This is a genomic window from Pseudomonas sp. R19M (assembly GCF_050312585.1).
GTDB lineage: Bacteria > Pseudomonadota > Gammaproteobacteria > Pseudomonadales > Pseudomonadaceae > Aquipseudomonas > Aquipseudomonas palleroniana.
Genome location: NZ_JBNPJV010000092.1, coordinates 94,369 through 119,773, shown reverse-complemented (window position 1 = coordinate 119,773; position 25,405 = coordinate 94,369). Strand labels below are relative to the sequence as shown.

The window sequence follows — 25,405 nt, the reverse complement described above, 5'->3', positions numbered from 1 at the left end:
GCGAAGAATAGAATTTATTCCAGCTGATATAAATCTGGAGTGACCTCAATGTCTGCCGCACCTCCCTCTCCTCAGGTCATTCCTGATGACACCGTCAATGGCCAGCGTGGCAAGGCCCGACGCATCCTCCTGAGCATCGCGACCCTCGCGTTGCTGGTCGGCCTGGGCTGGGCCGCGTGGTGGTGGCTTTCCGGGCGATTTATCGAGACCACCGACGATGCTTATTTGCAGGCCGACAGTATCAGCGTAGCCCCCAAGATCAGCGGCTATGTCGCGCAAGTCCTGGTGAGCGACAACCAGAACATCAAGCGCGGCGACGTGCTGGTCCGCCTGGACGCACGCAAGTATCAGGCGGTCAGCGACGAAGCCACGGCCACCATTGCCGCGCGTCAGGCCGACTACGCCAAGGCCCAGGCCGACCTGGTGCAGCAGGACTCGACCATCGCCGAAGCCCGCGCCCAGTTGCAAGGTGCCCAGGCCGACGCCCGCCACGCGCAGACTGAAGTAGCGCGCTACGCCCCGTTGGCCCGCTCCGGCGCCGAGCCGCAGGAGCGTCTGGCCCAACTCAATAACCAACTGGCGCAGGCGCGCAGCACCGTGGCCGCCAAACAGGCCGCATTGCGCTCCAGCGAAACGCGTTACGGCACCCTGCAAGCCCAACTCAAACAGGCCCAGGCACAACTTGGCGTGGCCAAGGCCAGCGAGGCGCAGAGCCAGTTGGATGTGGATGACGCGGTGATCCGCAGCCCGCTGGATGGCCGGGTGGCCGATCGTGGCGTGCGCGTCGGCCAGTACGTACAACCCGGCACCCGTTTGCTGACAGTGGTTCCCATCAGTGCGATCTACCTCACCGCCAACTACAAGGAAACCCAAATCGGCGACATGCGCCCAGGCCAAAGCGTCAGCGTGCACGTGGATGCGCTGCCGGGCCGTAAGCTGGAGGGGCATATCGACAGTCTCTCGCCTGGCACCGGCGCACAATTTGCGTTGTTACCGCCGTCGAATGCCACCGGCAACTTCACCAAAATCGTGCAGCGTGTGCCGGTGCGTATCGCCCTGGATATACCGGAAGATGTACGCATCGCACTGATGCCCGGCCTGTCGGCAACGGTGGAAGTCGACACCCGCACCCACGGCGCGGACGCCAATCATGGCTGAAGCCCTGATCGCCGAGGTAGCCGCCGAGAAACCGCGCAACGCCTCGCTGACCGACTGGATCGCCGTCGCCGCTGGCGCGTTGGGCGCCTTGCTGGCGACGCTGGACGTATCGATCACCAACTCGGCATTACCGCAGATTCAGGGACAGATCGGGGCCACCGGCACCGAAGGTACCTGGATCGCTACCGGTTACCTGATGTCTGAAATCGTCATGATCCCCCTCGCCGCCTGGCTGACACGAGTATTCGGCCTGCGCCGGTTCCTGATCGGCACCGCTTTGATGTTCACCGCGTTTTCAATGTTCTGCGGCCTGTCGGCGAGCCTCGGCGCGATGATCGCCGGGCGCATCGGCCAGGGCTTCGCCGGTGGTGCGATGATTCCCACCGCGCAGACCATCGTGCGCACGCGGCTGCCGCCGCACCAATTGGCAATCGGCACCACGATGTTCGGCATGACCGTGATCCTCGGCCCCTTGCTCGGCCCGGTGATCGGCGGCTGGCTCACGGAAAACATCAACTGGCGCTGGTGCTTCTTTCTCAACCTGCCCATCAGCATCGCGTTGATCACCCTGCTGATCACCGGCCTGCCGACCGAGCGCATGAACCTGCAACACTTCATCAGCGCCGACTGGCTGGGCATCCTGGGCCTGGCCATGGGCCTCAGTTCACTCACCGTGGTGCTTGAGGAGGGCCAGCGCGAGCATTGGTTCGACTCGTTGTTGATCACCTGGCTGAGCATCGCTACGGCGGCGGGTTTCTTCCTGATTGCCGTCGGGCAGTTCAGGTCGCGTACACCGATCCTGCGCCTGCAACTAGTGCTTAACAAAAGCTTCGGCAGCGTGCTGTTGATCGCCACCGCCGTGGGGGCCGGGCTCTATGGCACGGCGTATCTGGTGCCGCAGTTCCTTGGCGTTCTGTCCGGCTACAACGCCCAGCAGTCGGGCGCAATCATGCTGCTGTCAGGGATTCCGGCATTTATGCTGATGCCCATACTGCCGCGCATACTCGGTCGCTACGACTTGCGCTGGATGGTCGGCGCCGGTCTGTTGCTGTATTGGGCCAGTTGTTTTGTGGACACCACGCTCACCGCTGACAGCGTCGGCCACGATTTTGTCTGGTCACAGCTGTTACGCGGTTTTGGGCAGATTCTAGTGATGATGCCCCTCAGCCAACTGTCGATGCGCTCAGTCGACACACGCGACGCCGGCGATGCCGCCGGGCTCTACAACATGTCGCGCAACTTGGGCGGCACCCTCGGGTTGGCCTTGCTCGGCGTGCTGATGGACCGACGCAGTCACTTTCATGACGACATGCTGCGTGAGGGCATCCAAGCCAACAGTCAATTGGCCCAGGCCCACATGGCAAGTCATACCGCCAGCTACCTGGAGCAAACCGGCGATCCATCCAGCGCACCGCTGCAGGCACTGGCCCAGTTGGCCAATGATATTGCCCGGCAGGCTTCGGTGATGGCCTACAACGATTCATTCTATGTACTGGGACTCGCGATGCTGGCGTGCCTGCCCCTGATATTCATCCTGAAAAAGCGCACGGTACCCCGATGATTGCTCGCTGCTTTCCCCTGCTTCTCACCGTCGGCCTGCTGTCTGCCTGCACCGTCGGCCCGGACTATCCAGGTGCCCCCACCGTTGCGCCAAAAACCCTGGCGGCCGGGCGTCTGCCGCATGCCGGCAACCATGCTTCAAACGCACCTGCCGTCGCCCAATGGTGGCGGACACTGGGCGATTCGCAACTCAACGGGTTGATCGAACAAGCCCTGCAAAACAGCCCCGACATCGCCACCGCCCAAGCCCGCGTGAAACAGGCCCGCGCCAGCCTCAGCGGCGCCCGCGCCGACACAATGCCCAAGGTCACCGGCGACGCGGCAATGCTCAGGTTGCGCTCTCCCGATACCTCGGCGCTCGGCGGCACTGGTGGCGGCGGTCGCGGCCCATTGAGCCTGTACCTTGCAGGCTTCGATGCCAGTTGGGAGGCCGACCTGTTCGGTGGCACTCGTCGCGCCGTCGAAGCCACACAGGCAGAGGCTGACTCGGCGCAGGCGCAGTTGGCCGATGCCCAGGTACAACTCGCGGCCGAGATCGTCCAGGCCTATACCGACCTGCGCGACCAGCAGGCACGCCTGGCGCTGGTAGACGCGAGTGTCGAGATCGAAAACCAGGCCTTGAACCTCACTCAGCAACGCCGCGACCGCGGCGTGGCCTCTCAATTGCAGCTTGAGCAAGTATTGACCCAAGCCGAAAACACTCAAGCTCAGCGCCTGCCGCTGCAAGCGTCCATCGCCGAATCCCTCGACCAACTCGACCTGCTCTGCGGCCTGGAGCCTGGCGAACTCGACAGCCAACTCAGCACCACCCGCGCCCTGCCCGCCCTCCCTGCCGCCGTCCCCATCGCCGACCCGGCCACCCTGTTGAAGGCCCGCCCCGACATTCGCATGGCCGAACGCAAACTGGCGTCGAGCTACGCCCAAATCGGCGAGAAAACCGCAGACTGGTTCCCCAAACTGAGCCTGATGGGCGACTTGTCTTTCTCCGCCGGTGATCCGGGGCACTTGGTGCGCAAAGACAACGGGAGTTGGCTGATACTGCCGCGCATCACCTGGAACGCTCTGGATTTCGGCCGCGTCAGCGCCAGCGTCAAAGGTGCCGAAGCCGGACGTGACGAAGCGCTCGCGCAGTACAAGAGCGTGGTATTGAGCGCGCTGCGCGATGCGGATGTGGCCTTGGCGCGGTATGGGCATCAACGCCAGAACGTGCTGCTGTTGCGTAATGTGGAGTCTTCGGCAGTGCGTGCGGCCGATCTGACTCGTCAGCGTTATCGGGCGGGAACTGCGAGCACGCTGGACTGGCTGGATGCAGAGCGCACGCGGTATCAGGCCCAGGAGAGCCGGATCTCGGGGGATGCGCAGTTGTTGAAGGACTTTGCTTCATTGCACAAGGCGTTGGGGCTGGGGTGGACGCTTTGATCAAGTGCTCCGGATGGGCTACAACAACAGCTGAGCCCGCGCACGTTTCGCTGATCAGGCAAGCAATTCATTACGCTGCATTGTCTGTCAGCGTATTTGCGATCGGCATCTCCCTCTCGCAATTGCTGATCGGCCCGCTGTCTGACGCACTCGGTCGCAAGAATCTGTTGCTCACCGTTACGCCGGAGCAAAAAAAGGCGCTCCTGAGAGCGCCTTTTTATTACCACTGACTTACTGCAAGCTTACCTGACGTAGTTCGGGTTCTTTCCCGCCACCGATCGTGATGCGTTTAGGCTTGGCCTCTTCAGGCACCACACGCAGCAAGTCGATGCTTAACAGCCCGTTGTTCATCGAAGCGCCACGCACCTCAATGTGATCTGCCAGGCGGAACGACAACCGGAATGCCCGTTGCGCGATGCCCTGGTGCAGATAGGTGACTTCTTTGTCGGTTTCACGCTTGTCACCCACGACTGTCAAGACGCCCTTCTCGACCTGGATATCCAGATCCGCTTCAGTGAGTCCGGCTACGGCAATGACAATGCGATATTCGTCGTCACCGTGCTTTTCCACGTTGTGAGGCGGATAGGTGTTCGGAGCCTCGCTGCGCAGCGCCGACTCAAACAGGTCATTGAAGCGATCGAAGCCCACGGATTGACGGAACAAAGGGGCCAGCGAAAGGGTAGTAGCCATCTCGAAATCTCCTGATTAAATCCAAGTGATTAAGTGCGCGACCCGCATTCGGCGTCGCGTGCTGAAAATTTATGTGCGCCGAAAAAAATTTCAAGAGGGGTGAAAAAAATTTTTACATTCGCGTAATCGGGTTGCTTTGGGCGATTGATGCCTATCGACGTCGGTTGCTGAAGGCTGAAGACGGCTCAGGCGGTATAGCGGTTTTGATGATCACTGCGGACAACGAGGAAGGCGTCACAGGCATACGAGCGCGCTCATCAACCGATCTGTCGAGCATTAATGAAAGAGAGCCGGCATTAGTGCGCGGTGATCTCACATAAAACAGGTCCATACTGTGTATCCAGCGCGGCGAGCCTTGAAAGATTTTTCGGGTATACTGCGTTCTTTTTGCGCAGATGATCCAACGAATGCTCAATTCAATACAGACACTCAGAGCTTTGGCTGCATGGCTTGTTGTCCTTCATCACTACATGCAAATCGCGCACAACTTCAAACTTACCGATACTGTTTCAGTTGCGTTATTCAAGTACGGCGCTATCGGCGTTGATTTATTTTTCGTGATTAGCGGCTTTGTCATTTATCTGTCCGCTTCAGGAAAAAATCAGACACCCATGGTGTTTGCCCTTCACAGAATCGTAAGGATCGCACCCGCCTATTGGCTATTCACGCTTATCACGGCTGCCTTGCTGATGTTTGCACCAGGCATTGTGCCTCTGACCTTGTACGACCCTATATTCTTGATTAAAAGCTTGTTCTTTATTCCAGCGCAGAATCCGTCCGGGATTGGGCTATTCCCAATCATTACGGTCGGCTGGACTTTAAATTACGAAATGGCATTTTATGCAATCTTCTTTTTTACACTCTTCGCTCCTGCGAAGTTCAGAATACCCGCCATCGTCCTTGGCGTATTTCTGCTTGGAAAAGCCATACCCGAACTGGGTGGCGACTTTGTTTTTTTTACGAACAAAATCGTCTATGAGTTCTTATTCGGCATCTTCATCGCCTACGCCTATCAGAAAGGAATTATTCAGAAGATACCGACAACACTTGCAGCGCTAATGACAGCTATCGCTCTATGGAAAATAACCGACTACGGGCCAGTCAACCATGACCCATTCCGATCTGGCCTGCCCTGCGCCGTCATTTTAATCGCTGCCGTATCTCAAGAGCGACACTTCTCGCGCATTGGTTTCCTTCGGCAGCTAGGCGACTGGTCCTATTCCACCTATCTGTGCCATGTGCTTGTAATGTGCCTGCTGATTCAATTTCAGTTAGCCTTTAACCTGAGTGACTGGATGACGTTTGCACTGATTGTATTGGGGATCGGTGCGGTTTCTTATGCAAGTTTCACTTTCATTGAACGTCCTCTTTCAAGGCTCACAAAGCACAAAATGAAAGGCGCACTTCCTGCTTCCACCTCTGCGTGAAGCAGGAACAGAAGACACGCCTGCCGCATAAAACGCAGGCGCTCACGGCCGTAACCAGCCGCCAACAGGGTCTGTACATTCAGCTACAGACATTCCTCTTGCCCTATACGATTTACCTACAGCGCAAGCACGGTGATATAGAAAAGGCGAGATTCGAATAGTCGCACGCAAGCGTCCCAGCCCTCCCTGGGGCTGTCCTGACTACAGGTAAATTCGAGGCAATTAAAAACCCGGCGCGGTGGCCGGGCTCGACGCATTACACATTTTCAGTTGTCGGGATGCTCGCTCGCCACTGAATCAGCAGCGTCTACATCCGACATGTCCTCTTCAAGAGGCGCGTCATCGTCTGGAGGCAATGGAATACCATCCTCATCGCGCTTCGAATCGTGCCCTGTCTGATTGTCCGGGGCGTTCTCGTTGATTTCCATGCTGGCTCTCCGTTCTAACGCACAGGATATCCGCGCTTAAAGATGGGAGTCGGCAGGTTGTAGCGAGTGCCGGGCACTGGACGAACGGCGCAAAGCAAATTGCCTCGTGCAATGGCGAGGTTCGGAGTAGGTGTGGGGCCAGCACCGCGCAGATAATTGTCCCAATTGCCTGGCTTAGCAAAATTCGCAGGCACAAAAAAGCCCCGCAGCCTAATGGCTGCGGGGCTTTCGAGAGTGGAGGCCGAGGTCGGAATCGAACCGGCGTAGGCGGATTTGTAATCCACGAATATCAACTTATTTATCAATGAGTTACACCACAATCAATTCCGCATCGCCGAGATGCACACGTCGCTGGAGCCCTTTAGAAACGGGCGGCTTTATTTCGGTTGCGGAATGGATTTCCCGTGCTTCGTCACCTACCTTAAAGCATCTATTCTACTGGTCATACTAAGCTTTCATGCATGCGCCCAAGGATAGAGAGACTTCGGACGATCACGCTTACGCAACGAGAATGCTCTAGGCTCGCCCTTACGGTTTCGGCCAACGCCCATGGGTCCCCTCATTTGCCCTAAAACCGCCCTAAGACATCATCCATGCCCGCCCTAGCATTTCTGCTTGACCTGACTCGCCAATGCACACGTCCGACGCCACTTCTAGATAAGCGAGTCGGTCCGCACAATTGCCTCTCCCTGATGCCCCAGCACGCCAGACTCCAGCAAGCTCATTCCCGGCCAGAGCCGAGGTGGCCTTTTACACCTTTACGAGTATTATTCTTTCGGAAAGTGTATAACTATCGGACTAGGACGCCTCTCCGGATCCTAACAACCGATGATGGACACACAATGGAATTGAAATGCGCATGGTGGAATTGTAAGTTAAGCCCTCCAAAAAATGGCGCAACTCGATATCCGGTCACTGATAATTTTTTCAGTGTAATCCATGCCATCCTCCAACGAGAAGTAGATATTCTTGGCCTATGCGAGGTTGATCGCAATAATATCCAACATCTACAACAAGCTTTAAACGAAGGTAGTTATAGCAAATACATAGTCCTAGATTTATACTCTCCTGGCAAATCCATTGATGACTTCTGCCTAATCTTTAACTCTGAAAAACTGTCAGTATCTACCGAAGCTGTCGATGCAAACATCAGAGACTCTCATACCGATCAATGGTTAAAAGCTGGTATATTTATAGGGCTCACCCCTACCCAAGGTAATGAGATATTTTTCGGACTGTCTCATTGGCAAAGTCGAGGCACGTATGCATATGGAAGCACCGAGAGACTCCGCCTCGGTGACGCTTTACGCACTAAAGCGATGACAATTTTAGACGTGCACCCAAGCAGCCCGATTGTGCTTTTGGGTGACTATAATGACGAGCCGTTCGATATATCTATAGTCAGAGGCATTGGTGCGAGCAGAGACATCAATTACGTAAAAAAAGCCAGCAAGTATTTTTATAATCCTTTCTGGTCCCGTCTATCGCCGCACCCCGAAGGCCCAGCAGGAACTTTTATACATCCTAAATGCATTGGAAGTGATGGCGCCGTTTTTGATCAGATACTCTTTTCATCTCACTTTGTAAGAGAATGGGAATTTAAAGAGCACGCCGCCATAATTTCAGATATAAATTTTGCTGAACCCAACATTCAGTGGAAAGACATCTCTGACCACTACCCAATACTCAGCCATGTGACAAGGATACAATCATGAACTTCTTAGAGTCGATTAAGACTGGCATAGAAAAGGCTAGCCAGGCAGACATCAATATAAAACAAGTGAACGAACTACTCAGCAGCATAAGCAGCGAACTACATTCGTTTACTGGAAAAGACATAAAATTAAGCAAGACCGTTTCTACAGCGGGAAACATTAGAAAAATAGCCACAGCTTTTGAGGATAATAGCACAACCAGAGAATTTATGGACGCTGACCAACTTTCATTGATCAAGGATAAACAATCTCTCCCTGTAGCCAAATGGAGACAAAACACAGGTGGCTTTCCTTGCATTATAACCTTTGATGGTTCGGAATATATTTGCAATGAGATTGGCGAATTAGCTGTCGCAATGAAAGACCTTCTTTCAACTACAAACTTTGGAAAAACCTTAACCAAGTTGATGACGGATTGACCAATGCTAGTCAGTTTCGCTTCATAAACAATAACCTTGGCTGTAAAATAAGAAATGGATAAAAGTGTACCGTCGAGTGGGAGAAATAGTAAAGCCAACTAGATAGAAATAGAGGCGTCAGCTTTCCAAATACCGATTTTTTATGAGGAAAACAAACATCCATCGTGAACGAAAGATAAAATTTCTACGGCAGTGGTACAAATCATGAAATTTAGGTAAAAATGCTTCCCTCACCAGGAGGGCCATATGACGATAGAGTGCGGGTTCCACTTAAAAAACTATAAAAGTTTTGGTGCCATCGGCGCCAAAATTGAAGAAATCAAGAAGATAAATGTAATCATCGGCCGGAACAACATAGGAAAGTCAGCCTTATTGCATGCACTTGATTATTTATGCATAGACAAAATAAACAAGACAGACATTCATAACAGCATTGAAATCACGAGCTCACTTACCGACTACCAGCTGCAGCAGGTCTTTCATCGCAACACTAGCTCAGGTGAATTAGGAGGGAGTCACTGGAATGACCATGGAATTAATTTCGTCGACACTAACATCACTTGGAAGATTGAAGGCAAAGACTCCATTAATATTCTTAACTTAGAGAGAGAAGCTTCTCCAGTGGAGTTTCGCTACCTATCCAGAATGAAACTAACACCACTGCTCCGCACTTACAAACACATTAAGCTTGATGCAGACAGAGATATCACCGCCGAAAACATAGATGGCAGCATGTCGCTTTCAAGCAGCGGCGCTGGTGCTACACGCATCATTCATAAATACCTACTACACGTAGAATTCGATAGATCACTAATCCAAGAAAAGCTACTCAGCGCACTAAACCAAATTTTTGCACCAGATTTGTTCTTTAATGAAATAGCTACTCGCTATCACTCAGCTACTGATCAATGGGAAATATTTTTGGGCGAAGAGGGAAAAGGCCCCATTGCGTTATCCGCATCCGGAAGCGGGCTAAAAACTGTAATTCTGACGCTATTGAATTTATTAGTTCGACCAAGTTTTGAATCAATATCATTAAACAAATATATCTTCTCTCTAGAAGAACTGGAAAACAACTTACATCCCGCGCTTCAGAGAAACCTATTTGTATTCCTCGAAGATTTTGCCGTAACAAATGACTGCCATATATTTCTCACAACCCATTCGAATGTTGCTATCGACATATTTGGCAGTTCTGAGCACGCGCAAATACTACATATCACACGAGGTTCAGATGGAGTTATTGGAAGCACGTATGCTGGAGAAGCTAACGGGCATGGCGTGCTGGACGATCTCGGTGCAAGAGCGAGTGATCTATTACAGGCAAACGGTTTAATTTGGGTGGAGGGCCCATCTGATCGTGTTTTTCTAAAAAAATGGATCGATATATGGAGCAACGGAGAACTGAGTGAGGGCCGACACTATCAGTTCGTTTTTTACGGTGGGAGTGTGCTTGCTAACATTGACGCCAGTATTTCAGAAAATGAAACGAGAGAAGCTATCAAAGCATTTAAAATCAATCGCAATTTTGCTTTTGTTTGTGATAGCGATCGAAAGAGCTCGAACGGCCCGCTCAAACCACGCGTAGTACAGCTTATGAAAGAGGTGGCAGAAACGCGAGCGCTCGTTTGGGTAACTCGCTGCAAAGAAATTGAAAACTATATCCCTAACGATGCGTTTGAAGCTGTTCACAACCTGAAGCATTTACCCCAGATTGGGGAATATGAGCCGATACAGGAATACCTTAGTAATAACGACATTTCAAAAGCTCAATCTTATACTGACAAGCACAATAAAGCATTCGCCTATGCGGAGCACCTTACCCGGAAAAATTTAGAGTTTCGCCCTGAACTGGAGCAGCGGATGACGGAATTGGTCAAAAAAATACGTGCATGGAATAGCTAATTCTCAGTCATCCGTAGCATCAAAATAAAGGCGTATGCTTAGCCCCCTCAAGGTGAGCACCTTTTGGGGGGGTTGCGGAACTAATCCCAAAAGTTGCGGAACGGCTCTTAAGTCGCAGGCAATAAAAAACCCCGTAGACCATTGATCTACGGGGCTTTAAGAGTGGAGGCCGAGGTCGGAATCGAACCGGCGTAGGCGGATTTGCAATCCGCTGCATAACCATTTTGCTACTCGGCCTCAAACGATCAATGCCCTTACCACTGGCATTCACCGCATATAAACTTGAGTGGGCTATAAAACCCTGCCTCTACTCTAACTCATTGAATAAATTGAGGTTTTTAATGCCTCGTTGCGTTCGATGGGCGCCATTATGTACTCATTTGCTTTTGCCTGCAACCCCTTGATTTCAAAAATATTTCGTATTGGCATCAAGGGGTTGCGGGGCTGTCTCACTCCTGGATGCGCTGCTCCTGATACTGCGGGTCGGCCTTGATCTGGGCGTCGGTGAATGGCAGTGGGCGCAGTTTTTTATCGGAGAAGGCTTGGGTCTGGTCCTTGGCATGTGGCGAGGTGGGGTTGCTGGATTCGGAGAACGCCAACAGCCCGAGGGCTTGGGGCCCTTTGTCGTCGAAGGTGACGATTTGCAGGTAGCTGGTGCCGCTGATGACTTCGCGTTTGCCGTCGGCGCGGGGCACGGTTTGCATGGCGTTGTAGATGCCCAGGTGTTGCGGGCCGCCGTGCATCGGGATCTGGCCACTGACTTGGATATCGCCCCAGCGGCTCAGGCCAAGTTTGCTCACGGCTGCCGTCGACGCGAGCATGGCTTCGCGCAAGACCTTGGCCACGGGGGCTCGGTCGATAGCCAGGCCACGCGGCGTGGTCAGCGGTTGGGCTGGGTCGAAGGCAACGCGCCAGGCATCGGGGATTTGCTGCAGGTGGTCCACCAGGTTGATGAAGTGCACCAGGCCCAGCCCGCTGTCGAGGTTGGCGTGCTGGTCCCAGTTTTTCAGGCTGGCGCACAGTGGCTGCAAGGCCGTGGCGTCGGCACCGAGGTGTTTGGCGCAGAATTCGAGCAGGTCGGGCATCACTTGGCTGGCGAGGTACACCTCGTTGTCCATGACCATATTTTGCAGATCATTCACGCTGATCGGCTGTTTTTCCAGGGATTGCAGGCGCTGCACAGCGAAACGCGCGCGTGGGCCGAGACCGATGTTGTCCTGGCTGATCACCGGTGAGAACCCGGTCAATGGCGCCTTGGGATTGACCAGCCACGCCGAGTCATTGGAATGCTGCACGTAGTCACTGCGTTGCAATTGCGGCAATTGGTCGGCGGGGAAGATGCCGGGCTGGGCCGCGCGCGGGTCGATGTCCCAGGCGCAGGCGCTGTGGGCGCCATCGAGCAGGATCATTTGCAGGCCGGCCCGTGGGTCGCTGCACTGTTTGAGTTTGGCGGCGCTGACGTTGGGCACCACCGACAGGTTCATGTACAGGCTCTGGCCCTGGTCGTCGGCGGCCAGGGTGTTGACCCACGGAATACCTTGCAGGCTATGCACCGAGGTCTGCAGTTCCTGGAGGCTGGCGGCGCGGTTCATCGCGTACCACTGCTGCAACACGCGGTCATTGCCCAGGTTGGCGTCGCGCAGGCTGAACGCGTAGCGGCTGTCCCAGTCGAGCTTGCCGGGCCATTGCACCATGGGGCCGAACTGCGAGCTATAGACCGTATGTGTCTGCGCCTTGAGGCCACCGCCAAGCTGTTTGACCTGCACCGTCAGCGTGGTTTTATCCAGGGGGATGGATTTGCCGTCGAGCAGGTAACGCGTGGAGTCCTTGGGGTCGAGCGTCAGGCGATACAGGGTGAAATGCTTGGAGGTGTCGACCGTATGCGTCCAGGCCACATGCTGGTTGAAGCCGATATTGATCACCGGCAAGCCTGGCAGCGCCGCCCCCATCACATCCAGTTGGCCTGGAATGGTCAGGTGCATCTCATAAAAGCGCATGCCGCCCACCCAAGGGAAATGCGGGTTGGCCAACAGCATCCCACGGCCATTGAACGAACGGTCGCGGCCAACCGCCACCGCATTGCTGCCCCGCTCAAGGTTGAAGCGCTGTTGATGGGCCGCGGCCAGCTCAAAGGATTGTGTGCCAGGTTGCACACGCGCCGTGGCGTGAGGCGGCGCGGCGCCGACCAGGGCTTCGACGAATTGGCCGACGCCGCCTTCCACCAGCAGCCGGCGTGTCAGCTTGACCAGATCCTCCACCACCAGCGGTCGAACCCAGTCAGCCTGGCACTGAGCGGGTGCGCCCTGCTCTTTCAGATAGCGGTTGTAGCCTGCGACATAACCTTCCATGCGCTGGCGCATCTGCGGGCTCTGCGCCTTCCAGAACGCGCCAACCGCCTCAGGGGTGTTGAGCCAGGTGAAAAAGATATCGCTGGCAAGGTTGTTACGCTCTTCCAGCGTCGCCTGCTCCGGGCCAAAGAACCTGGCGCGCTCGCCGTTCACGGTGACCACTTCGTTGGCCAACAGACACAGGTTGTCCTGGGCATAGGCATAGCCGATGCCGTAGCCCAGGCCGCGCTCGTCATTGGCACGAATGTGCGGCACGCCGTATGTGGTGCGGCGGATTTCTGCGGATGCCTGCGCCACCGGCTCGCGTGCCGATGCGGCAAGACTCGACCCCAGCAATGCCCCTGCCAGGCACACCCTCACCCACCCGTTGGAAATAATCACGCAAGCTCCACAGTCAAATTGAACAACACGCGGGAAACCTCCCCACCCTAAGGACGCATCCCGCCGGGAACAATTTAGCCACGGCATGGGTGATTTGCAGCGTTTGACCTGTGACAAACGTGATACCGACAAATTTTCTACATCTGCCGCTTCATGATTTACGTCGCTCGTTCGTCTTATTGGCTAAGAGCGCCATCATTTTTCCTGATCAGGCTCTGATAAGGAGTTTTTTGCATGTACAACTCGCAACTGCCCACGGACGGACACTCACCGGCTGCCGATGCCCATTTCAGCGCCGGCCCCCAAGCGCTTGGCAAAGCCACTGAACAGCAAGGCAACCAGCGCATTCGCCATTTGCTCAAATGCTTCGGGCTGCGCACCAGCCTGATCCGGCTGAAAGTCATCGACGCCCTGCTCACTGCCGCAGACAACCAGCGCACCCTCGGGGTACGTGGCGTGCACAGCCATTTGCTCGAGCTGGGCATTCCGCTGTCGTTTCTCAGCGTGCGCGAGGTGCTCAAGCGCCTGTGCAGCGAGGGCGTGCTCACCCTCAATGCCGACAAAAGCTACAGCCTGCATGAAGAGGCTGCCAAAGTGCTCGACGGCCGCGCTTGAATCCCGCCGCGAGATCAGAAGCCAGGCTTGACCTTGCGCCGCATGATGCCGTTGATGACCACCACGACCACTGCCACGGCAATGGCGATGTACTGGAAGGTTTTCTCGCTGATAACCCCAGTGTTCTGCAGGTGAGACAGGCCAAGCATGGTCGCCAGTACGATCAGGGAAATCAGAATGGAATATTTCAAACGTTGCTTTTGGGTCATGACGGGTTCCTGAACCTAGAGAGTATGTCCACTTTGTAACGCCGCGATCTATCCGTTAACGGGGATGGATCGGTGAGTCGGCCAGCGCCTATGTTACAGGCGATGTAAACGTTTGGCTCCGTGAGATCGGCTCTTACACTCTCAACCGCCTGGCGCTGGAACCCAAACACCTGTTTTCAACACCTCAGAAGAGTGCCTGACACTAGGGATCGACCTAGGGAAGGTGCATCTTTCCGGTACGAACACAGGTGTTAACACCAATGCTCATAAGCCCTTCGCCGCTCTCCCCACCTGCATTGCCGCAATCCATTACAGGCCAGACGTCTTTTCCAACGGAGCGTCTTCCGATCGATAGCCGCTCGACCTTGCCGCCCTTGGGCAATCTCGGCGGTGCCTTGTCCTGGGCCGTTCCACCGAGTATCGAACAGCAACGCGCCATTGAAACCCTGGTCACCGACAATACGCCCAACCTGCCCGGCTTCACTCGGCTGGGACGTGCCGGAGCGCTGGACTACCTGATGAACCTACAGCCGTTGTCCACTGAGGCACTAACCGACCTGGACAAGGCTTTGGAAACCCTGCTCAAGACGCCCCAGGCGCGGGTATTGGGCAACGCCATACGGACCCGACTTGACGGCATCGAGACCGACACCAGTGTGGCGGACTATGTGCTGGCGGCGATCCATATTGGTCTCGACCCCGAATCGATCAACACGCCCCATCGCAACAGAGTGGCCAATTTCGACCTTGCAAGCGAGCGCCATTGGGGTAAATCCGCCGCAGAAGTGATCAATGAACTGGCCCACCACCTGGAACAGCAAGGCAGGACCGCAAAAGGCCGGGGCCAGTTGGCGGCCCGCCTGCTATTGGCAACCCGGGCGCCCGAATTTCTGGTCAAGGACATTCCCCCTCAGGTGGTCTGTGGCAGCCAGGCATGGGCCAACTTCTGCATCAATGTGGCCACACAGGAAGCCCAAGCCCCCGGCTCGGTCCGCCACAAAACCTATGCCCAGGTCATGATCGATGCCGACGCCTCGCAGATTCCACCCGCCGACACGACGCTGCTGAACGAGCTGATCGATTGGGCGGTGTGCAATGGTCACCTGCCCAAGCGCTATGACGATCACTACGACAGCGAAGAAATCGCCGGTGCGCAAACTGCCTTCAAGGCTCAACAGGACGCCCTGCATATTGCCTCCAGCCGACTGGGTGACGCACTGCCCAGTCGCAAGGCCATGGCCCTGGCCGCGCTAAAGGCGCATTTCCCGGATGTGGCGGATGACGTCTTCGAGAAAGGAGTACTGTCGATCAAGGACCGCGAGTTCAACCCCGGCGCGCGCTCAATGCTCGACATCATCATGGAGGGACACACACTGCCCCCTGGCGAAGAATGGCAAACCTTTGATAAAGACGTGCCGCTCAAGCGCTTCAATACGTTCAGCCGGAGCGCAGACGCAAATATCCTGCAGGCATTCAACTCCGCGCTGGACGCGCAAAAGCAACTCCACCAGACACTCGTCAAATACCTGATCGCCAACCTGCCGCTGGAGGATCGGGAAAACCTTGAACAAGGAAAGCTCGAGTTTTACAAGGAAGGGACTTACAAAATCGGCACGGGCTTTCTCGATGCCCCTGAACTGATCGAGCAAAAAAACCGCCTGCTGCTAAAAGTCACGCGCAATAAAGAAACCCATCTTTATGCGCTGGACCCGGAAAAGGGCTTGCTGACAAAGCGGCCCAACCTCAACGACCTCAAAAGTAGCCGAAACGGCAGCACCCTGTTCCAGGCCGAACGGGTGCAGCCGCAAGGCAAAAATGCGCAAACGCTACAGGACGTCAGGATTAGCCCCGGTGTCCCCAAAAGCTTCTCCAGCGAACGCAGCCAGCACATCGCCGAGGTTTACGTCGCGGCCCTCGGCCTCGAGCAACAGGCGCGGGGGCTTACCTCCTATGACGTAGAGCGAGGGCAGCAAGCAGCCGTCGCCGATTTTCTGCTGGACCTTGTGCCGCTCAGGTCAGCCATCGTCAACTTCCGCGCCGGTCACTACGGTGCAGGCGCCTTCGACTTGACGCTGGATATTTTTGCGCTTGTCACGGCCGGCCTCGGGGCTGGCGGCAAGGTACTCAAAGCTTTGAAAAGTACCGGCTCCGCCGTCAGCAAAGTGCTCAAGGTCGGAAAAATCTTCGGCACCGCCACCCTGGGTGAACTCAACCCTCTGAGCGGCACCGGCGATCTCTGGGTGGGGGCTGGAAAACTACTGACTTGCGGGCTGAGCACTGCCGCGCAGGGCATTAAAAAACTGCGCGGCACCGCCACCCGCGTGGATTTGCTGGAAGCCGGCAAACACTTTGAGTCAGCCGCCAACGGGACCTTTAAATTGGGCGAGCACACTGTCGAAGGCAGTGCCGTGTTGCTCAACGGTAAATGGTATGCCTTCGATGCAGACAGGATGCAGCCCTACGGCTCCCCCCTTGAGGACTTCTCGGCCCTGCAGACATTGGCGCCCAGCCCCAACACCCACACCCCAGGCACACACCGCGTTCACCCCTACCATCACAGTGGTCTGCGTCAACGACCCAAAATTACCCGCAAGGCGTTGCCCGAAGGCAGCTACTCGGAAGCCACGAAAGGCAAACTGGAGGTCGGCCATTTCATTCGAGGTGATGGAAAAGATGAAACCTTCAAAAAATTCGTGGATGACATGTTCGAATTTTATGACGAGATAGCTCTCAACCCAGTGCCGCGCCCGACGCTGCCGTCCCTGGCGGGAGAGGTCGAAATACCCGAGCTGATTACCCGTTCCTTGCAAGCTGCGGATGGGATCGTGTTTGGGGAGAAGCATGATCAGATGGCCAGTTTCAAATTGCTGGCACAGCAGATTGATACGCTTGTCAGCCAAAAAGTAAAAAAGGTGTATTTCGAAGGCCTGATCGATTTGCCTCCCTACGGCCTGGTGGACGACGGCATCGGCATGCTCGGCAAACAGATGCCGCGCACCAGCCCGACATTCGAGGAGCTTAAAAAGCTATTTGAAAGCAAGGGCATCGAGGTCTTGCCTCTGGACCACTATTACTTGACGCGGCACAAGGACGTAAAGGCGCTCTATGGCGCCACCACAACAGGTTCCGGCTCTGTACAACGGCTTCAGGAGTTCAACTACCACGCCTCGGAGGTCATCCAGGCCAACTCGGGCACCGAAAAATGGATTGCCCTGGTGGGCGCCTCTCACATGAGTACCGCCGAGGGCGTTCCGGGCCTGGCCGAGCTGACAGGCGCCATCGGTATCGGCGTATTCGACAACCCGGGCATCGCGAAGTCCATCGGCCTCAAAGACACCCGTCAACTGCCCGACCCCATGAAGCCCTTGAAACCAGGGGATGTGCCGGGCGACTTCCAGATTTACATGACGCCCTAAACCTAGCCAACACCTCGTGGCGAGGGAGCTTGCTCCCGTTGGACTGCGTAGCAGGCCCAGTCTTTTCAAACCAAGAGCGGGGGGCCGCTTCGCAGCCCAGCGGGAGCAAGCTCCCTCGCCACGGGCCAAAATACCCAATGAACCGTATCAACGCGCATGCACCCACCGCTGATGCAGCCAGCGCGCCAACGCATCCAGTGCAAAGCCCAGCAGCCCGATCAGCACCACCATGGCCATCAACTCCGAATACGCCAACCGATCGCGGGTATCGAGAATGTAGTAGCCCAACCCGGCACTGACCCCGAGCATTTCGCACGGCACCAGCACGATCCACAAGATCCCGATGGCCAGGCGCACACCCGTCAGCACGTGCCCCACCACACCGGGAATGATCACCCGGCGCAACGTCTCCCAGCGCGTGGCGCTCAAGCTCTTGCTCAACTGTAGCCAGCGCGGGTCCAACTGGCGCACGCCGGCAGCGGTATTGAGCATGATCGGCCACACGGCGGCAAAGGCCAGCAAGAAGTAGATCGGCTGGTCGCCGACGCCCATCAGCATCACCACGATAGGCATCCAGGACAGCGGTGAAATCATCCGCAGAAACTGAAACGCAGGCGTCGTCGCGGCCTCCAGATTACGCGAACTGCCCACCAGCAACCCCAGCGGCACCCCTGCCAACAACGACAGGAACAAGCCGACGAAAATACGCTTGAGGCTTACCGCAACGTGCAGGTACAGGTCTCCACGCCCCAGCAGTTCCCACAAGCTGCCGGCAGTGGCCACCAGCGAGAAGCGCGCCGACAAACCGTCAGCCTCACCAAACACCTTGACCCCCAGCCACCACAGCCCCAGCAAACCTGCCAAGCCCATCAACCCGAGCAGCCAGCCCGGGATTACGCGGTTGTTCAAACGCCGATCTCCTCGTGCCGTTCAAACCCGTCCGGCAAACCGAACGTCTGCATGCCGCCGACCGCCTCGATGGCGTTACGCACGAAGCGGTCATCCACCAGGTCCTTGGCGACAAACGCCGGGTCGAGGTCGGCGAGGAATTTCTTGTCGCCCTCGATCAGGGTGTCCTTCAGGCGGCGCACCAGTTCTTCGGTGTAGCTGGGAAACGGGTAAGGTTGAAAGTCGATACGGTGTTCGTCCCAGTCGGCATGCCGGATTGCACCGTCGGCCAGGTAGGCGGCGCGGTCGCCGGCCAGCGGTGCCAGGACTTTACTCAACACCGGCTCGGCATGGGGCGTATAGCGGTTCGGGCCGTCCTTGGAGAGCAATTTCACCGCTGCTTCGCGATTGTCACGGGTCCACACCTGGGCCTTGACGATAGCGTTCACCACCTTCTGCGACCACTCGGGACGGTTGGCCAGGTCATGCTCGTGCATGAACACCACGCAGCACGCGTGATTGCGCCACACATCGCCGGTAAAACGCTGCACGCGGCCCACCTTGAGGTTTTCGGCCAGGGCATTGAACGGTTCGGCAACGATGTAGCCGTCGATGCGCTTGCTGGCCAGGGCCGGCGGCATGTCTGAAGGGGGCAGCACGATCAGGTTGACCTCGTTGGCCGCGATGGCAGTGCCCGCGGCGCGAGCCACAGGGGTCAGGCCGTTGTCGCGGAACAACTGCTGCACCACCACGTTATGGATCGAATACCAGAAGGGAATCGCCACCGACTTGCCGCCCAATTGCTTCACATCGGTAATCCCGGGGGCCACGGTCAACCCGGAGCCGCCGACGTGGTTCCACGCCACCACCTTGGCCGGCACTTGGCTGCCGTAACGCGCCCAGACGGTCATCGGCGACAACAGATGAATCACGTTGACCTGCCCGGAAATGAACGCCTCGATCACCTGGGCCCAACTGCGCAACAGCACCGGGCGCTCGGCCTTGATGCCTTCGGCTTCGAACAGGCCGTTGTTATGCGCGACCAACAGTGGCGTCGCATCGGTGATCGGCAGGTAGCCGATGCGTACCGGCGCGTCCGGCTCGCTGGCGGCGCGCGCTTGCAGGCTGCTCAGCAGGGGCAAGGCACCGGCGGCACTGAGCACCGCCGAAAGTTTGAGAAAGTCACGGCGCGAGTGGGTCAGGTCATCCAGACACATGGTTAAGCTCCTGTTGATCAAGGGGGTTGGGTTGAGGGCGGCTCGCCTGCCGTAAGGTTTTCAGAATGTCGATACGCAGCGCACCGATGGCCTCCACCTGCTCTTCCCGAGGTTGCGGCAGGTCGATGTGCCATTCGCCCAACGTGCGCGCCGGGCGGTTGCCCAGTAGCAGGATGCGGTCGGACAACAGCAGCGCTTCGTCAATATCATGGGTGATCAATACCGCCGCCGAGCCTTGCTCGCGGTTGACCTTGAGCAAAAGGTGCTGCATATCGGCGCGGGTCACTTCGTCCAGGGCGCCGAATGGCTCATCCAGCAGTAGCACCTGCGGTTGCCGCGCCAGGCAGCGGGCCAGCGCCGTACGTTGGGCCATACCGCCGGACAGCTGTGCCGGAAACTGCTGGCGCGCGTGTTGCAGGCCGACGGCGGCGATCGCATGGTCGACCCGCTGACGGCGCTGTTCGTGGCTCAAGCGCGGTTGGCGGTCGAAATCCAGGCCAAAGGCGACATTCTTTTCCAGGTTCAGCCAGGGCAACAAGCTGGGGTCTTGAAAGGCGACCGCCACGCGCGGGTGCGGGCCGTTCAACGGTTCGCCCAGCACGGTGACAGTACCGCCCTGGGGCGCCTGCAAACCGGCGAGCACCCGCAGCAGGCTCGACTTGCCGACCCCGCTGGGACCCAGGATCGACACCACTTCACCGGCTTGCAAATGCAAGTCAAAGCCTTGCAGCACCGGGCCGGCGGTGTACCCCAGGCAAATGCCCTGGGCGCTCAGTACCGCCCGGCTCACAGGCTGGCCTGGCGCTGCAGCTCGGTGCGCAGTTGCACCAGGCTTGGGGTCACGATCGGCACAAAGGCCGACTCTCGCCAGCGCCGGGCGAAACCGCTGCCGTGGGCGGTGAGGTAAGCCTTGCCGCCGCTCGCCTGCAACTCAAGTTGCACGGCACTGCCGGCGGTTTCGGCGAGGGCGATGCGCAGCTTGAACAGCGGCACCGGCTCTGCGGCAAAACGTCCGGCGAGCAAGCCATTCTTGAGCTCGGTGACCAGGTGATCCAAGGTTACGCGCAGCGCTTCCAACTCATCGCGCAATACGGTGCGGCTGGCGCCCAAATGGTTGGCCACCTCTGCCAGGGACCGGCGGGCCAAGCCTATCGACATGCCACATTGCAGCCCCAGGAACGCCGGGCGTACTGCCGGCAGGAACTTGCGCGCATCCTCATGCAACAACCAGTCACGACTCAGCGCGACGCCCTCCAGGCCCAGGGCGGCCGTGTTGCTCGATTGCAGGCCCAGCAGGTCCAGGTCGCGGGAGCGCTGCAAACCCGCCACGGAATCCGGGATCGCCAGGATAAACGGCGCTCCACCCTGAGCGTCCTCGATCGCCGCCGCCGCGACAAAACCGTTCTTGCGCAGGTTGGTCACCCAATGCAGGCGACCGTTGAGGGTCCAGCCGTCGGCGGTCGGTTCGGCGCTGATCTGCAACGCCTCTATTCCGGACAAAAACTTCATCGCATTCGACAGCCCCGTGGCCCCGGCCAGCTTGCCGCTGAGCAAGTCCGGCATCAGTTGGTCACGCAGCCGTTCATTCGGGCTTTGCAGCAAATATTCGATAAAGGAGCGCTGGCCCCAGCAGACAAACGCCGCCGCCAGGGAGTGGCTGGCGACATTGGCGATCGCTTCCACCGCACCGGCCACATCACCGCCCAGGCCACCGAGGTGCTTCGGCACGCCGATACGTAATACGTCGGCTTGTGCCAGGCGTGGCAACACTTCCTGCGGATCGCAACTGCCCACATCCAGGGCCTGCGCTTGAACATCGAGCCAACGGCTCAAGATTGGGTCAAGCATTTATGTATCTCCTTTTTACAGCAGGTGGACCATCGCCGATTCAGCTGGCCGGTTGTTCCCAACGGTATTGCGCCAACTCAGGGTTCAGCGGGGTACGCGCAAACACGTTAGCGAAGTTGCACAGGGTTGCCAGGCTGACGCCCAAAATAACCTCCAACGCCTGACCCTGCGTATAACCGGCGGCGAGAAATGCCTCAAAACCGGCGTCGCTGACATCGCCACGGGTGGCGATCACTTCACGGGTAAACGCGGCGAGTGTCTCATAGCGGGCGTTGGGCAGCTCACCGCGCTGGCGCAGCGCGTCGATCACTTCTTCAGGCAACTTGGCTTTGTTGCGCGCCACGGCGGTATGGCCGGCGACGCAAAAATCGCAACCGTGGGTGGTGGCCGCAATCAATTGCACCACTTCACGGTCGGCCAGGCTCAGTTCCGCCTTGGCGTTGAGGCCGGACACCGTGACGTAGGTTTCCAGGGCCGCTGGTGCGTTAGCCAATACGGCAAGCAGATTAGGGATGAACCCCGAGGCTTTCAGTGCATTTTCGAGGAACGGCTTGGCGGCTTCCGGCGCGGTTTCCGGGGTCAACAAGGGTACACGGGACATGGAGTGGTCTCCTGATGGGTTCGTGTAACCAGTCTGTTGGTTATAAAAAATCGACTCAATAGGCTAAAGTAGCGATTACTTGCTCTTGAGTCTTTCCTTTAGATGAATTCGTCCAGTGCCCTTGTCGATTGGTTATTAGACAGCCTCGAACTCGATACCAGCCTGTTCCATGTCGGCCGCTATTGCGGCGACTGGCATGCCAGTACGCATGGCCTGGCCAGCGCCAGTTTCCATCTGATTGTGCAGGGTGAATGCTGGCTGCATATCGAAGACGATCCCGTGCCCCAGCGCTTGAATAATGGCGACGCCGTGTTTCTCTTGCGTGACCTGGCCTATCGGCTCTCGGGTGAAGCCACGGCCGCCGGCGCCCGGGAATGTCCACGGCGCCCGATGCTGCCCCTGGACAGCACGGCCAATGACGGCGTGGGGCTGGTCTGCGGTTTCTTTCATTTCCAGTCCGGCTTGTCGGCCATGATTGTCGATACCCTGCCCGCCTGGATCATTCTGCGCGCCGGTGACCCGTCACTGACCGCCGCACGCAATCTGTTCGAACTGATCCTGCAAGAGTGCCAGCGTATCCCCGCGCCCTCTCCCACCTTACTTGAGCGTCTTTGCCATTTGTTGTTCCTGTATGTGTTGCGCCAGCAAGTCATCGACAACACCGATCTCGGCGGCCTGGCCGCGCTGGGTCGGCAACCGGCGTTTGCGCAGTTGCTGGAACAGTTGATCGCCCGCCCGGCCGATCCCTGGACCCTGGAAAGCATGGCGGCCTGCACCGGGTTGTCGCGCTCGGCGTTCTTCAAGCGTTTCAACGAATTGTGCGGGCAGTCGCCGGGGCAAGTGCTGCTGATGATGCGCATGCGCCACGCCTGCCAGTTGTTCAAGCAGGACCAGACCGTGGCCGACGTGTCGCTGGCGGTGGGTTACCAGTCGGTCGCCGCTTTTACCCGGGCCTTCCATAAAGTCACCGGGCAGCAACCGGGCGCCTATCGCCGGGCACAAGCCTAGCGCCGCAAGCCATTGCCCGGTCGAGCGCACAGTTCCACCAGCCAATCGACAAACACCCGCACCCGCAGCGACAACTGGCGGTGCGGTGGGTATAGCGCCGTCAAGGCCATCGGCGGCACCGCCAACTGAGGCAGCACTTCCACCAGCGTGCCCTGCGCCAGGCGCGCCATTGCATGATAGTGCGGCGCCTGGATCAAGCCATAACCCGCCTCGCAGGCGGCGAAATAACCGTCAGCGCTGTTGACCGCAACGGTCTTGGCCAGGTTGACCGGGCGCAGTGCATCGCCGATCTGGAACTCCAGGCCAAACCGTTTGCCGCTGGCGCTGGAGATGTACTCGACCATCCGATGCCCGGCCAGGTCGTCGATGCACTGCGGGACGCCCATGCGCGCCAGGTAATCCGGGCTGGCCAGGGTCATTTGATCGAGCATCACCAAAGGCCGCGCCACCAACGATTCATCCAGGGCCGGGCCACCGCGCAGCACGCAATCCACGCCCTCGCGGATCAGGTCCACCGGGCGGTCGTTGAGGCCGATCTCCAGGTCGATCTGCGGGTAACGGGCGGTAAAGCTCGGCAACGCCGGGATCACGATAAAACGCCCGATACCTGACGGCATATCGATGCTCAAGGTGCCGCGCGGGTTCTGGCGGCGCGTGGAAAACACCGCCTCGGTTTCCTCCAGGTCCGCCAGCAACTGCACACAGCGTTGGTAATACGCGGCGCCGTCCAACGTCGGGCTGACCTGGCGCGTGGTGCGCTGCAACAGTTGCACCCCCAGGTGGGCTTCCAATTGCTTGATCAGGATGGTCACCGATGCCCGTGGCAGTTGCAGGCTGTCAGCCGCCTTGGCAAACCCGCCCAGTTCGACAATCCGGGTAAACACGCGCATTGCATTAAAACGGTCCAAGGGACGGTTGCTCCTGGATTATTTAGATTTTACGAATACTGATAGTGCTTTTAGCCGGTTTATCTAAGTTTTGTCGAGGATAACAATGGCGACCTTCCCCACACAGGAGCTGAACCCATGCACACTCGTCAACTCGGCAAAAACGGTCCCACAGTCAGCGCCATCGGCCTCGGCTGCATGGGCATGACCGATTTCTACACGACCGGCACTGACACCCGGGAGGCCATCGCCACCCTGCACCGCGCCCTGGAACTGGGGGTCAACTTCCTCGATACCGCCGACATGTACGGCCCGCATACCAATGAACAACTGATCGGCAACGCCATCGCCGGCAAGCGCGACCAGGTATTCCTGGCCAGCAAGTTCGGCATCGTGCGCGACCCGGCCAACCCGGCACTGCGCGGCGTGAATGGCCGCCCTGACTACATCCGCAACTCCATCGACGGCACGCTGAAGCGGCTGGGCATTGAAACCCTGGACCTGTACTACCAGCACCGTATCGACCCGGATGTGGCCATCGAAGAAACCGTCGGCGCCATGGCCGAGTTGGTCAAACAGGGCAAAGTCCGTTACCTGGGCCTGAGCGAAGCCAGCGCCGCCACCCTGGAGCGCGCCCATAAGGTGCACCCCATCACCGCCCTGCAAAGCGAATATTCGCTGTGGAGCCGAGACCAGGAAGATAACGGCTGCCTCGCCGCCTGCCAGCGGCTGGGTATCGCCTTTGTACCGTACAGCCCGCTTGGTCGCGGTTTCCTCACCGGCGCGCTGAAAAGCCCGGACGACTTCGCCGCCGATGACTACCGTCGCTTCAACCCACGTTTCCAGGGCGAGAACTTTGCGAAAAACCTGCTGCTGGTCAAACAGGTGCAAACCCTGGCGGCGGACAAAGGTGTGACCGCCGGGCAACTGGCATTGGCGTGGGTGCTGGCGCAGGGTGATTTCATCGTGCCGATTCCGGGCACCAAGCAACGCAAGTACCTGGAGGAGAACGTCGCGGCGGTTTCGATCGTACTGAACGAGGCTGAGCGGGCCGCGTTGAATGCGATTTTCCCGGCCGATGCAACCGCAGGTTTGCGCTACCCGGAAGAAGTCATGGCCATGCTGGATATCTGACCCGCAGCACTTGGCAGCGCCGCCGGCCGGCGCTGCCACTTTCTTGCACGATAGTACCTAAAGCTCCGTCATCCCAAGCCGATAGCCCTACGAAGCTCCAACAAAGCCGCGTCGACAATAAACGCTTCGTAA

The 25,405-nt window shown here is 57.7% G+C and carries 22 protein-coding genes and 1 tRNA gene; 12 read left to right on the top strand and 11 right to left on the bottom strand.

All coding sequences use genetic code 11. The features are described 5' to 3' along the window. Positions 1 to 48 precede the first annotated feature (48 nt). Genes ACQRBT_RS21895 through ACQRBT_RS21880 form a run of 4 tightly spaced genes read left to right on the top strand, consistent with a single transcriptional unit; the run spans position 49 to position 4,367 of the window. Entirely contained in the window at positions 49 to 1,158 is a 1,110-nt protein-coding gene (locus tag ACQRBT_RS21895) for an HlyD family secretion protein (protein WP_412046114.1), read from the top strand. Next, complete coding sequence (locus ACQRBT_RS21890) at positions 1,151 to 2,719, top strand: DHA2 family efflux MFS transporter permease subunit (protein WP_412046115.1); 1,569 nt, start codon at positions 1,151 to 1,153, stop codon at positions 2,717 to 2,719. Before ACQRBT_RS21895 ends, ACQRBT_RS21890 begins: the two co-directional genes overlap by 8 nt. After that, entirely contained in the window at positions 2,716 to 4,137 is a 1,422-nt protein-coding gene (locus ACQRBT_RS21885; protein ID WP_412046116.1) for an efflux transporter outer membrane subunit, read from the top strand. Before ACQRBT_RS21890 ends, ACQRBT_RS21885 begins: the two co-directional genes overlap by 4 nt. Next, entirely contained in the window at positions 4,125 to 4,367 is a 243-nt protein-coding gene (locus tag ACQRBT_RS21880) for a hypothetical protein (RefSeq protein WP_244385673.1), read from the top strand. Before ACQRBT_RS21885 ends, ACQRBT_RS21880 begins: the two co-directional genes overlap by 13 nt. 1 nt (position 4,368) lies before the next feature. Here ACQRBT_RS21880 and ACQRBT_RS21875 read toward each other — a convergent pair whose 3' ends face one another. Then, positions 4,369 to 4,827, bottom strand: coding sequence for an Hsp20 family protein (locus ACQRBT_RS21875; protein WP_060752735.1), 459 nt, complete (start codon positions 4,825 to 4,827; stop codon positions 4,369 to 4,371). A gap of 407 nt (positions 4,828 to 5,234) precedes the next feature. Here ACQRBT_RS21875 and ACQRBT_RS21870 point away from each other — a divergent pair, with 407 nt between their 5' ends. Further along, positions 5,235 to 6,254, top strand: a complete 1,020-nt coding sequence (locus tag ACQRBT_RS21870; RefSeq protein WP_161547905.1) for an acyltransferase family protein — start codon at positions 5,235 to 5,237, stop codon at positions 6,252 to 6,254. A 266-nt stretch (positions 6,255 to 6,520) separates the two neighbouring features. On the opposite strand, the gene ACQRBT_RS21865 is transcribed toward ACQRBT_RS21870, so the two are convergent. After that, positions 6,521 to 6,682 (bottom strand): hypothetical protein, encoded by a 162-nt coding sequence (locus ACQRBT_RS21865; RefSeq protein ID WP_162843529.1) that lies wholly within the window; start codon positions 6,680 to 6,682, stop codon positions 6,521 to 6,523. A gap of 842 nt (positions 6,683 to 7,524) precedes the next feature. On the opposite strand from ACQRBT_RS21865, the gene ACQRBT_RS21860 reads away from it, so the two are divergent. The 3 genes from ACQRBT_RS21860 to ACQRBT_RS21850 all read left to right on the top strand — a co-directional run bounded on the left by ACQRBT_RS21860 (position 7,525) and on the right by ACQRBT_RS21850 (position 10,721). Further along, complete coding sequence (locus ACQRBT_RS21860; RefSeq protein ID WP_412046117.1) at positions 7,525 to 8,397, top strand: endonuclease/exonuclease/phosphatase family protein; 873 nt, start codon at positions 7,525 to 7,527, stop codon at positions 8,395 to 8,397. After that, positions 8,394 to 8,816 (top strand): hypothetical protein, encoded by a 423-nt coding sequence (locus tag ACQRBT_RS21855; protein ID WP_412046118.1) that lies wholly within the window; start codon positions 8,394 to 8,396, stop codon positions 8,814 to 8,816. Before ACQRBT_RS21860 ends, ACQRBT_RS21855 begins: the two co-directional genes overlap by 4 nt. 246 nt (positions 8,817 to 9,062) lie before the next feature. After that, positions 9,063 to 10,721 (top strand): ATP-dependent nuclease, encoded by a 1,659-nt coding sequence (locus ACQRBT_RS21850; protein ID WP_412046119.1) that lies wholly within the window; start codon positions 9,063 to 9,065, stop codon positions 10,719 to 10,721. A gap of 163 nt (positions 10,722 to 10,884) precedes the next feature. On the opposite strand, the gene ACQRBT_RS21845 is transcribed toward ACQRBT_RS21850, so the two are convergent. Together ACQRBT_RS21845 and ACQRBT_RS21840 are read right to left on the bottom strand one after the other, a co-directional pair. Continuing rightward, positions 10,885 to 10,958: transfer RNA gene (locus ACQRBT_RS21845), tRNA-Cys, on the bottom strand. Positions 10,959 to 11,170: 212 nt separating this feature from the next. After that, complete coding sequence (locus tag ACQRBT_RS21840; RefSeq protein WP_412046120.1) at positions 11,171 to 13,450, bottom strand: acylase; 2,280 nt, start codon at positions 13,448 to 13,450, stop codon at positions 11,171 to 11,173. Between the two features lie 234 nt (positions 13,451 to 13,684). Between ACQRBT_RS21840 and ACQRBT_RS21835 the strand changes: the two genes are divergently transcribed. Further along, positions 13,685 to 14,065, top strand: coding sequence for a fe2+ zn2+ uptake regulation protein (locus ACQRBT_RS21835; protein ID WP_161547903.1), 381 nt, complete (start codon positions 13,685 to 13,687; stop codon positions 14,063 to 14,065). A gap of 14 nt (positions 14,066 to 14,079) precedes the next feature. Here the strand turns inward: ACQRBT_RS21835 and ACQRBT_RS21830 are convergent, their stop codons facing one another. Further along, entirely contained in the window at positions 14,080 to 14,274 is a 195-nt protein-coding gene (locus ACQRBT_RS21830; protein ID WP_060752731.1) for a hypothetical protein, read from the bottom strand. 569 nt (positions 14,275 to 14,843) lie between these two features. On the opposite strand from ACQRBT_RS21830, the gene ACQRBT_RS21825 reads away from it, so the two are divergent. Beyond that, positions 14,844 to 17,690 carry a membrane-targeted effector domain-containing toxin gene (locus ACQRBT_RS21825; RefSeq protein ID WP_412046121.1) on the top strand — a complete coding sequence of 949 codons (2,847 nt, stop codon included), beginning with the start codon at positions 14,844 to 14,846 and terminating at the stop codon, positions 17,688 to 17,690. Between the two features lie 147 nt (positions 17,691 to 17,837). Here ACQRBT_RS21825 and ACQRBT_RS21820 read toward each other — a convergent pair whose 3' ends face one another. The 5 genes from ACQRBT_RS21820 to ACQRBT_RS21800 are packed head-to-tail and all read right to left on the bottom strand — an operon-like array spanning position 17,838 to position 22,244. Further along, entirely contained in the window at positions 17,838 to 18,560 is a 723-nt protein-coding gene (locus ACQRBT_RS21820) for an ABC transporter permease (RefSeq protein ID WP_412046154.1), read from the bottom strand. A gap of 35 nt (positions 18,561 to 18,595) precedes the next feature. Beyond that, positions 18,596 to 19,795: an ABC transporter substrate-binding protein gene (locus ACQRBT_RS21815; RefSeq protein WP_060752728.1), complete on the bottom strand. Its 1,200-nt coding sequence runs from the start codon at positions 19,793 to 19,795 to the stop codon at positions 18,596 to 18,598. After that, positions 19,782 to 20,585, bottom strand: a complete 804-nt coding sequence (locus ACQRBT_RS21810; RefSeq protein WP_244383410.1) for an ABC transporter ATP-binding protein — start codon at positions 20,583 to 20,585, stop codon at positions 19,782 to 19,784. Before ACQRBT_RS21810 ends, ACQRBT_RS21815 begins: the two co-directional genes overlap by 14 nt. Further along, positions 20,582 to 21,643: an acyl-CoA dehydrogenase family protein gene (locus tag ACQRBT_RS21805; RefSeq protein ID WP_090370831.1), complete on the bottom strand. Its 1,062-nt coding sequence runs from the start codon at positions 21,641 to 21,643 to the stop codon at positions 20,582 to 20,584. The genes ACQRBT_RS21810 and ACQRBT_RS21805 overlap by 4 nt, the downstream gene beginning before the upstream one ends. 40 nt (positions 21,644 to 21,683) lie before the next feature. Next, on the bottom strand, positions 21,684 to 22,244 hold the full coding sequence (locus ACQRBT_RS21800; protein ID WP_412046122.1) for a carboxymuconolactone decarboxylase family protein: 561 nt from the start codon (positions 22,242 to 22,244) through the stop codon (positions 21,684 to 21,686). 102 nt (positions 22,245 to 22,346) lie between these two features. On the opposite strand from ACQRBT_RS21800, the gene ACQRBT_RS21795 reads away from it, so the two are divergent. Continuing rightward, positions 22,347 to 23,252, top strand: a complete 906-nt coding sequence (locus ACQRBT_RS21795) for an AraC family transcriptional regulator (protein ID WP_412046123.1) — start codon at positions 22,347 to 22,349, stop codon at positions 23,250 to 23,252. On the opposite strand, the gene ACQRBT_RS21790 is transcribed toward ACQRBT_RS21795, so the two are convergent. After that, positions 23,249 to 24,160, bottom strand: a complete 912-nt coding sequence (locus ACQRBT_RS21790; protein WP_104993903.1) for a LysR family transcriptional regulator — start codon at positions 24,158 to 24,160, stop codon at positions 23,249 to 23,251. The genes ACQRBT_RS21795 and ACQRBT_RS21790 overlap by 4 nt on opposite strands. A gap of 117 nt (positions 24,161 to 24,277) precedes the next feature. On the opposite strand from ACQRBT_RS21790, the gene ACQRBT_RS21785 reads away from it, so the two are divergent. After that, the gene (locus ACQRBT_RS21785) at positions 24,278 to 25,273 is read left to right on the top strand and encodes an aldo/keto reductase (protein ID WP_060752722.1); all 996 of its coding nucleotides are present in this window, start codon (positions 24,278 to 24,280) and stop codon (positions 25,271 to 25,273) included. The last annotated feature ends 132 nt before the right edge of the window (positions 25,274 to 25,405 follow it).

What these genes read in the sequence shown, in the direction of transcription:
- ACQRBT_RS21895 (WP_412046114.1), top strand. Translation starts at nt 49, where the DNA reads ATGTCTGCCGCACCTCCCTCTCCTCAGGTCATTCCTGATGACACCGTC.
- ACQRBT_RS21890 (WP_412046115.1), top strand. Translation starts at nt 1,151, where the DNA reads ATGGCTGAAGCCCTGATCGCCGAGGTAGCCGCCGAGAAACCGCGCAAC.
- ACQRBT_RS21885 (WP_412046116.1), top strand. Translation starts at nt 2,716, where the DNA reads ATGATTGCTCGCTGCTTTCCCCTGCTTCTCACCGTCGGCCTGCTGTCT.
- ACQRBT_RS21875 (WP_060752735.1), bottom strand. Translation starts at nt 4,827, where the DNA reads ATGGCTACTACCCTTTCGCTGGCCCCTTTGTTCCGTCAATCCGTGGGC.
- ACQRBT_RS21870 (WP_161547905.1), top strand. Translation starts at nt 5,235, where the DNA reads ATGCTCAATTCAATACAGACACTCAGAGCTTTGGCTGCATGGCTTGTT.
- ACQRBT_RS21865 (WP_162843529.1), bottom strand. Translation starts at nt 6,682, where the DNA reads ATGGAAATCAACGAGAACGCCCCGGACAATCAGACAGGGCACGATTCG.
- ACQRBT_RS21860 (WP_412046117.1), top strand. Translation starts at nt 7,525, where the DNA reads ATGGAATTGAAATGCGCATGGTGGAATTGTAAGTTAAGCCCTCCAAAA.
- ACQRBT_RS21855 (WP_412046118.1), top strand. Translation starts at nt 8,394, where the DNA reads ATGAACTTCTTAGAGTCGATTAAGACTGGCATAGAAAAGGCTAGCCAG.
- ACQRBT_RS21850 (WP_412046119.1), top strand. Translation starts at nt 9,063, where the DNA reads ATGACGATAGAGTGCGGGTTCCACTTAAAAAACTATAAAAGTTTTGGT.
- ACQRBT_RS21835 (WP_161547903.1), top strand. Translation starts at nt 13,685, where the DNA reads ATGTACAACTCGCAACTGCCCACGGACGGACACTCACCGGCTGCCGAT.
- ACQRBT_RS21830 (WP_060752731.1), bottom strand. Translation starts at nt 14,274, where the DNA reads ATGACCCAAAAGCAACGTTTGAAATATTCCATTCTGATTTCCCTGATC.
- ACQRBT_RS21820 (WP_412046154.1), bottom strand. Translation starts at nt 18,560, where the DNA reads ATGGGCTTGGCAGGTTTGCTGGGGCTGTGGTGGCTGGGGGTCAAGGTG.
- ACQRBT_RS21815 (WP_060752728.1), bottom strand. Translation starts at nt 19,795, where the DNA reads ATGTGTCTGGATGACCTGACCCACTCGCGCCGTGACTTTCTCAAACTT.
- ACQRBT_RS21805 (WP_090370831.1), bottom strand. Translation starts at nt 21,643, where the DNA reads ATGCTTGACCCAATCTTGAGCCGTTGGCTCGATGTTCAAGCGCAGGCC.
- ACQRBT_RS21800 (WP_412046122.1), bottom strand. Translation starts at nt 22,244, where the DNA reads ATGTCCCGTGTACCCTTGTTGACCCCGGAAACCGCGCCGGAAGCCGCC.
- ACQRBT_RS21795 (WP_412046123.1), top strand. Translation starts at nt 22,347, where the DNA reads ATGAATTCGTCCAGTGCCCTTGTCGATTGGTTATTAGACAGCCTCGAA.
- ACQRBT_RS21785 (WP_060752722.1), top strand. Translation starts at nt 24,278, where the DNA reads ATGCACACTCGTCAACTCGGCAAAAACGGTCCCACAGTCAGCGCCATC.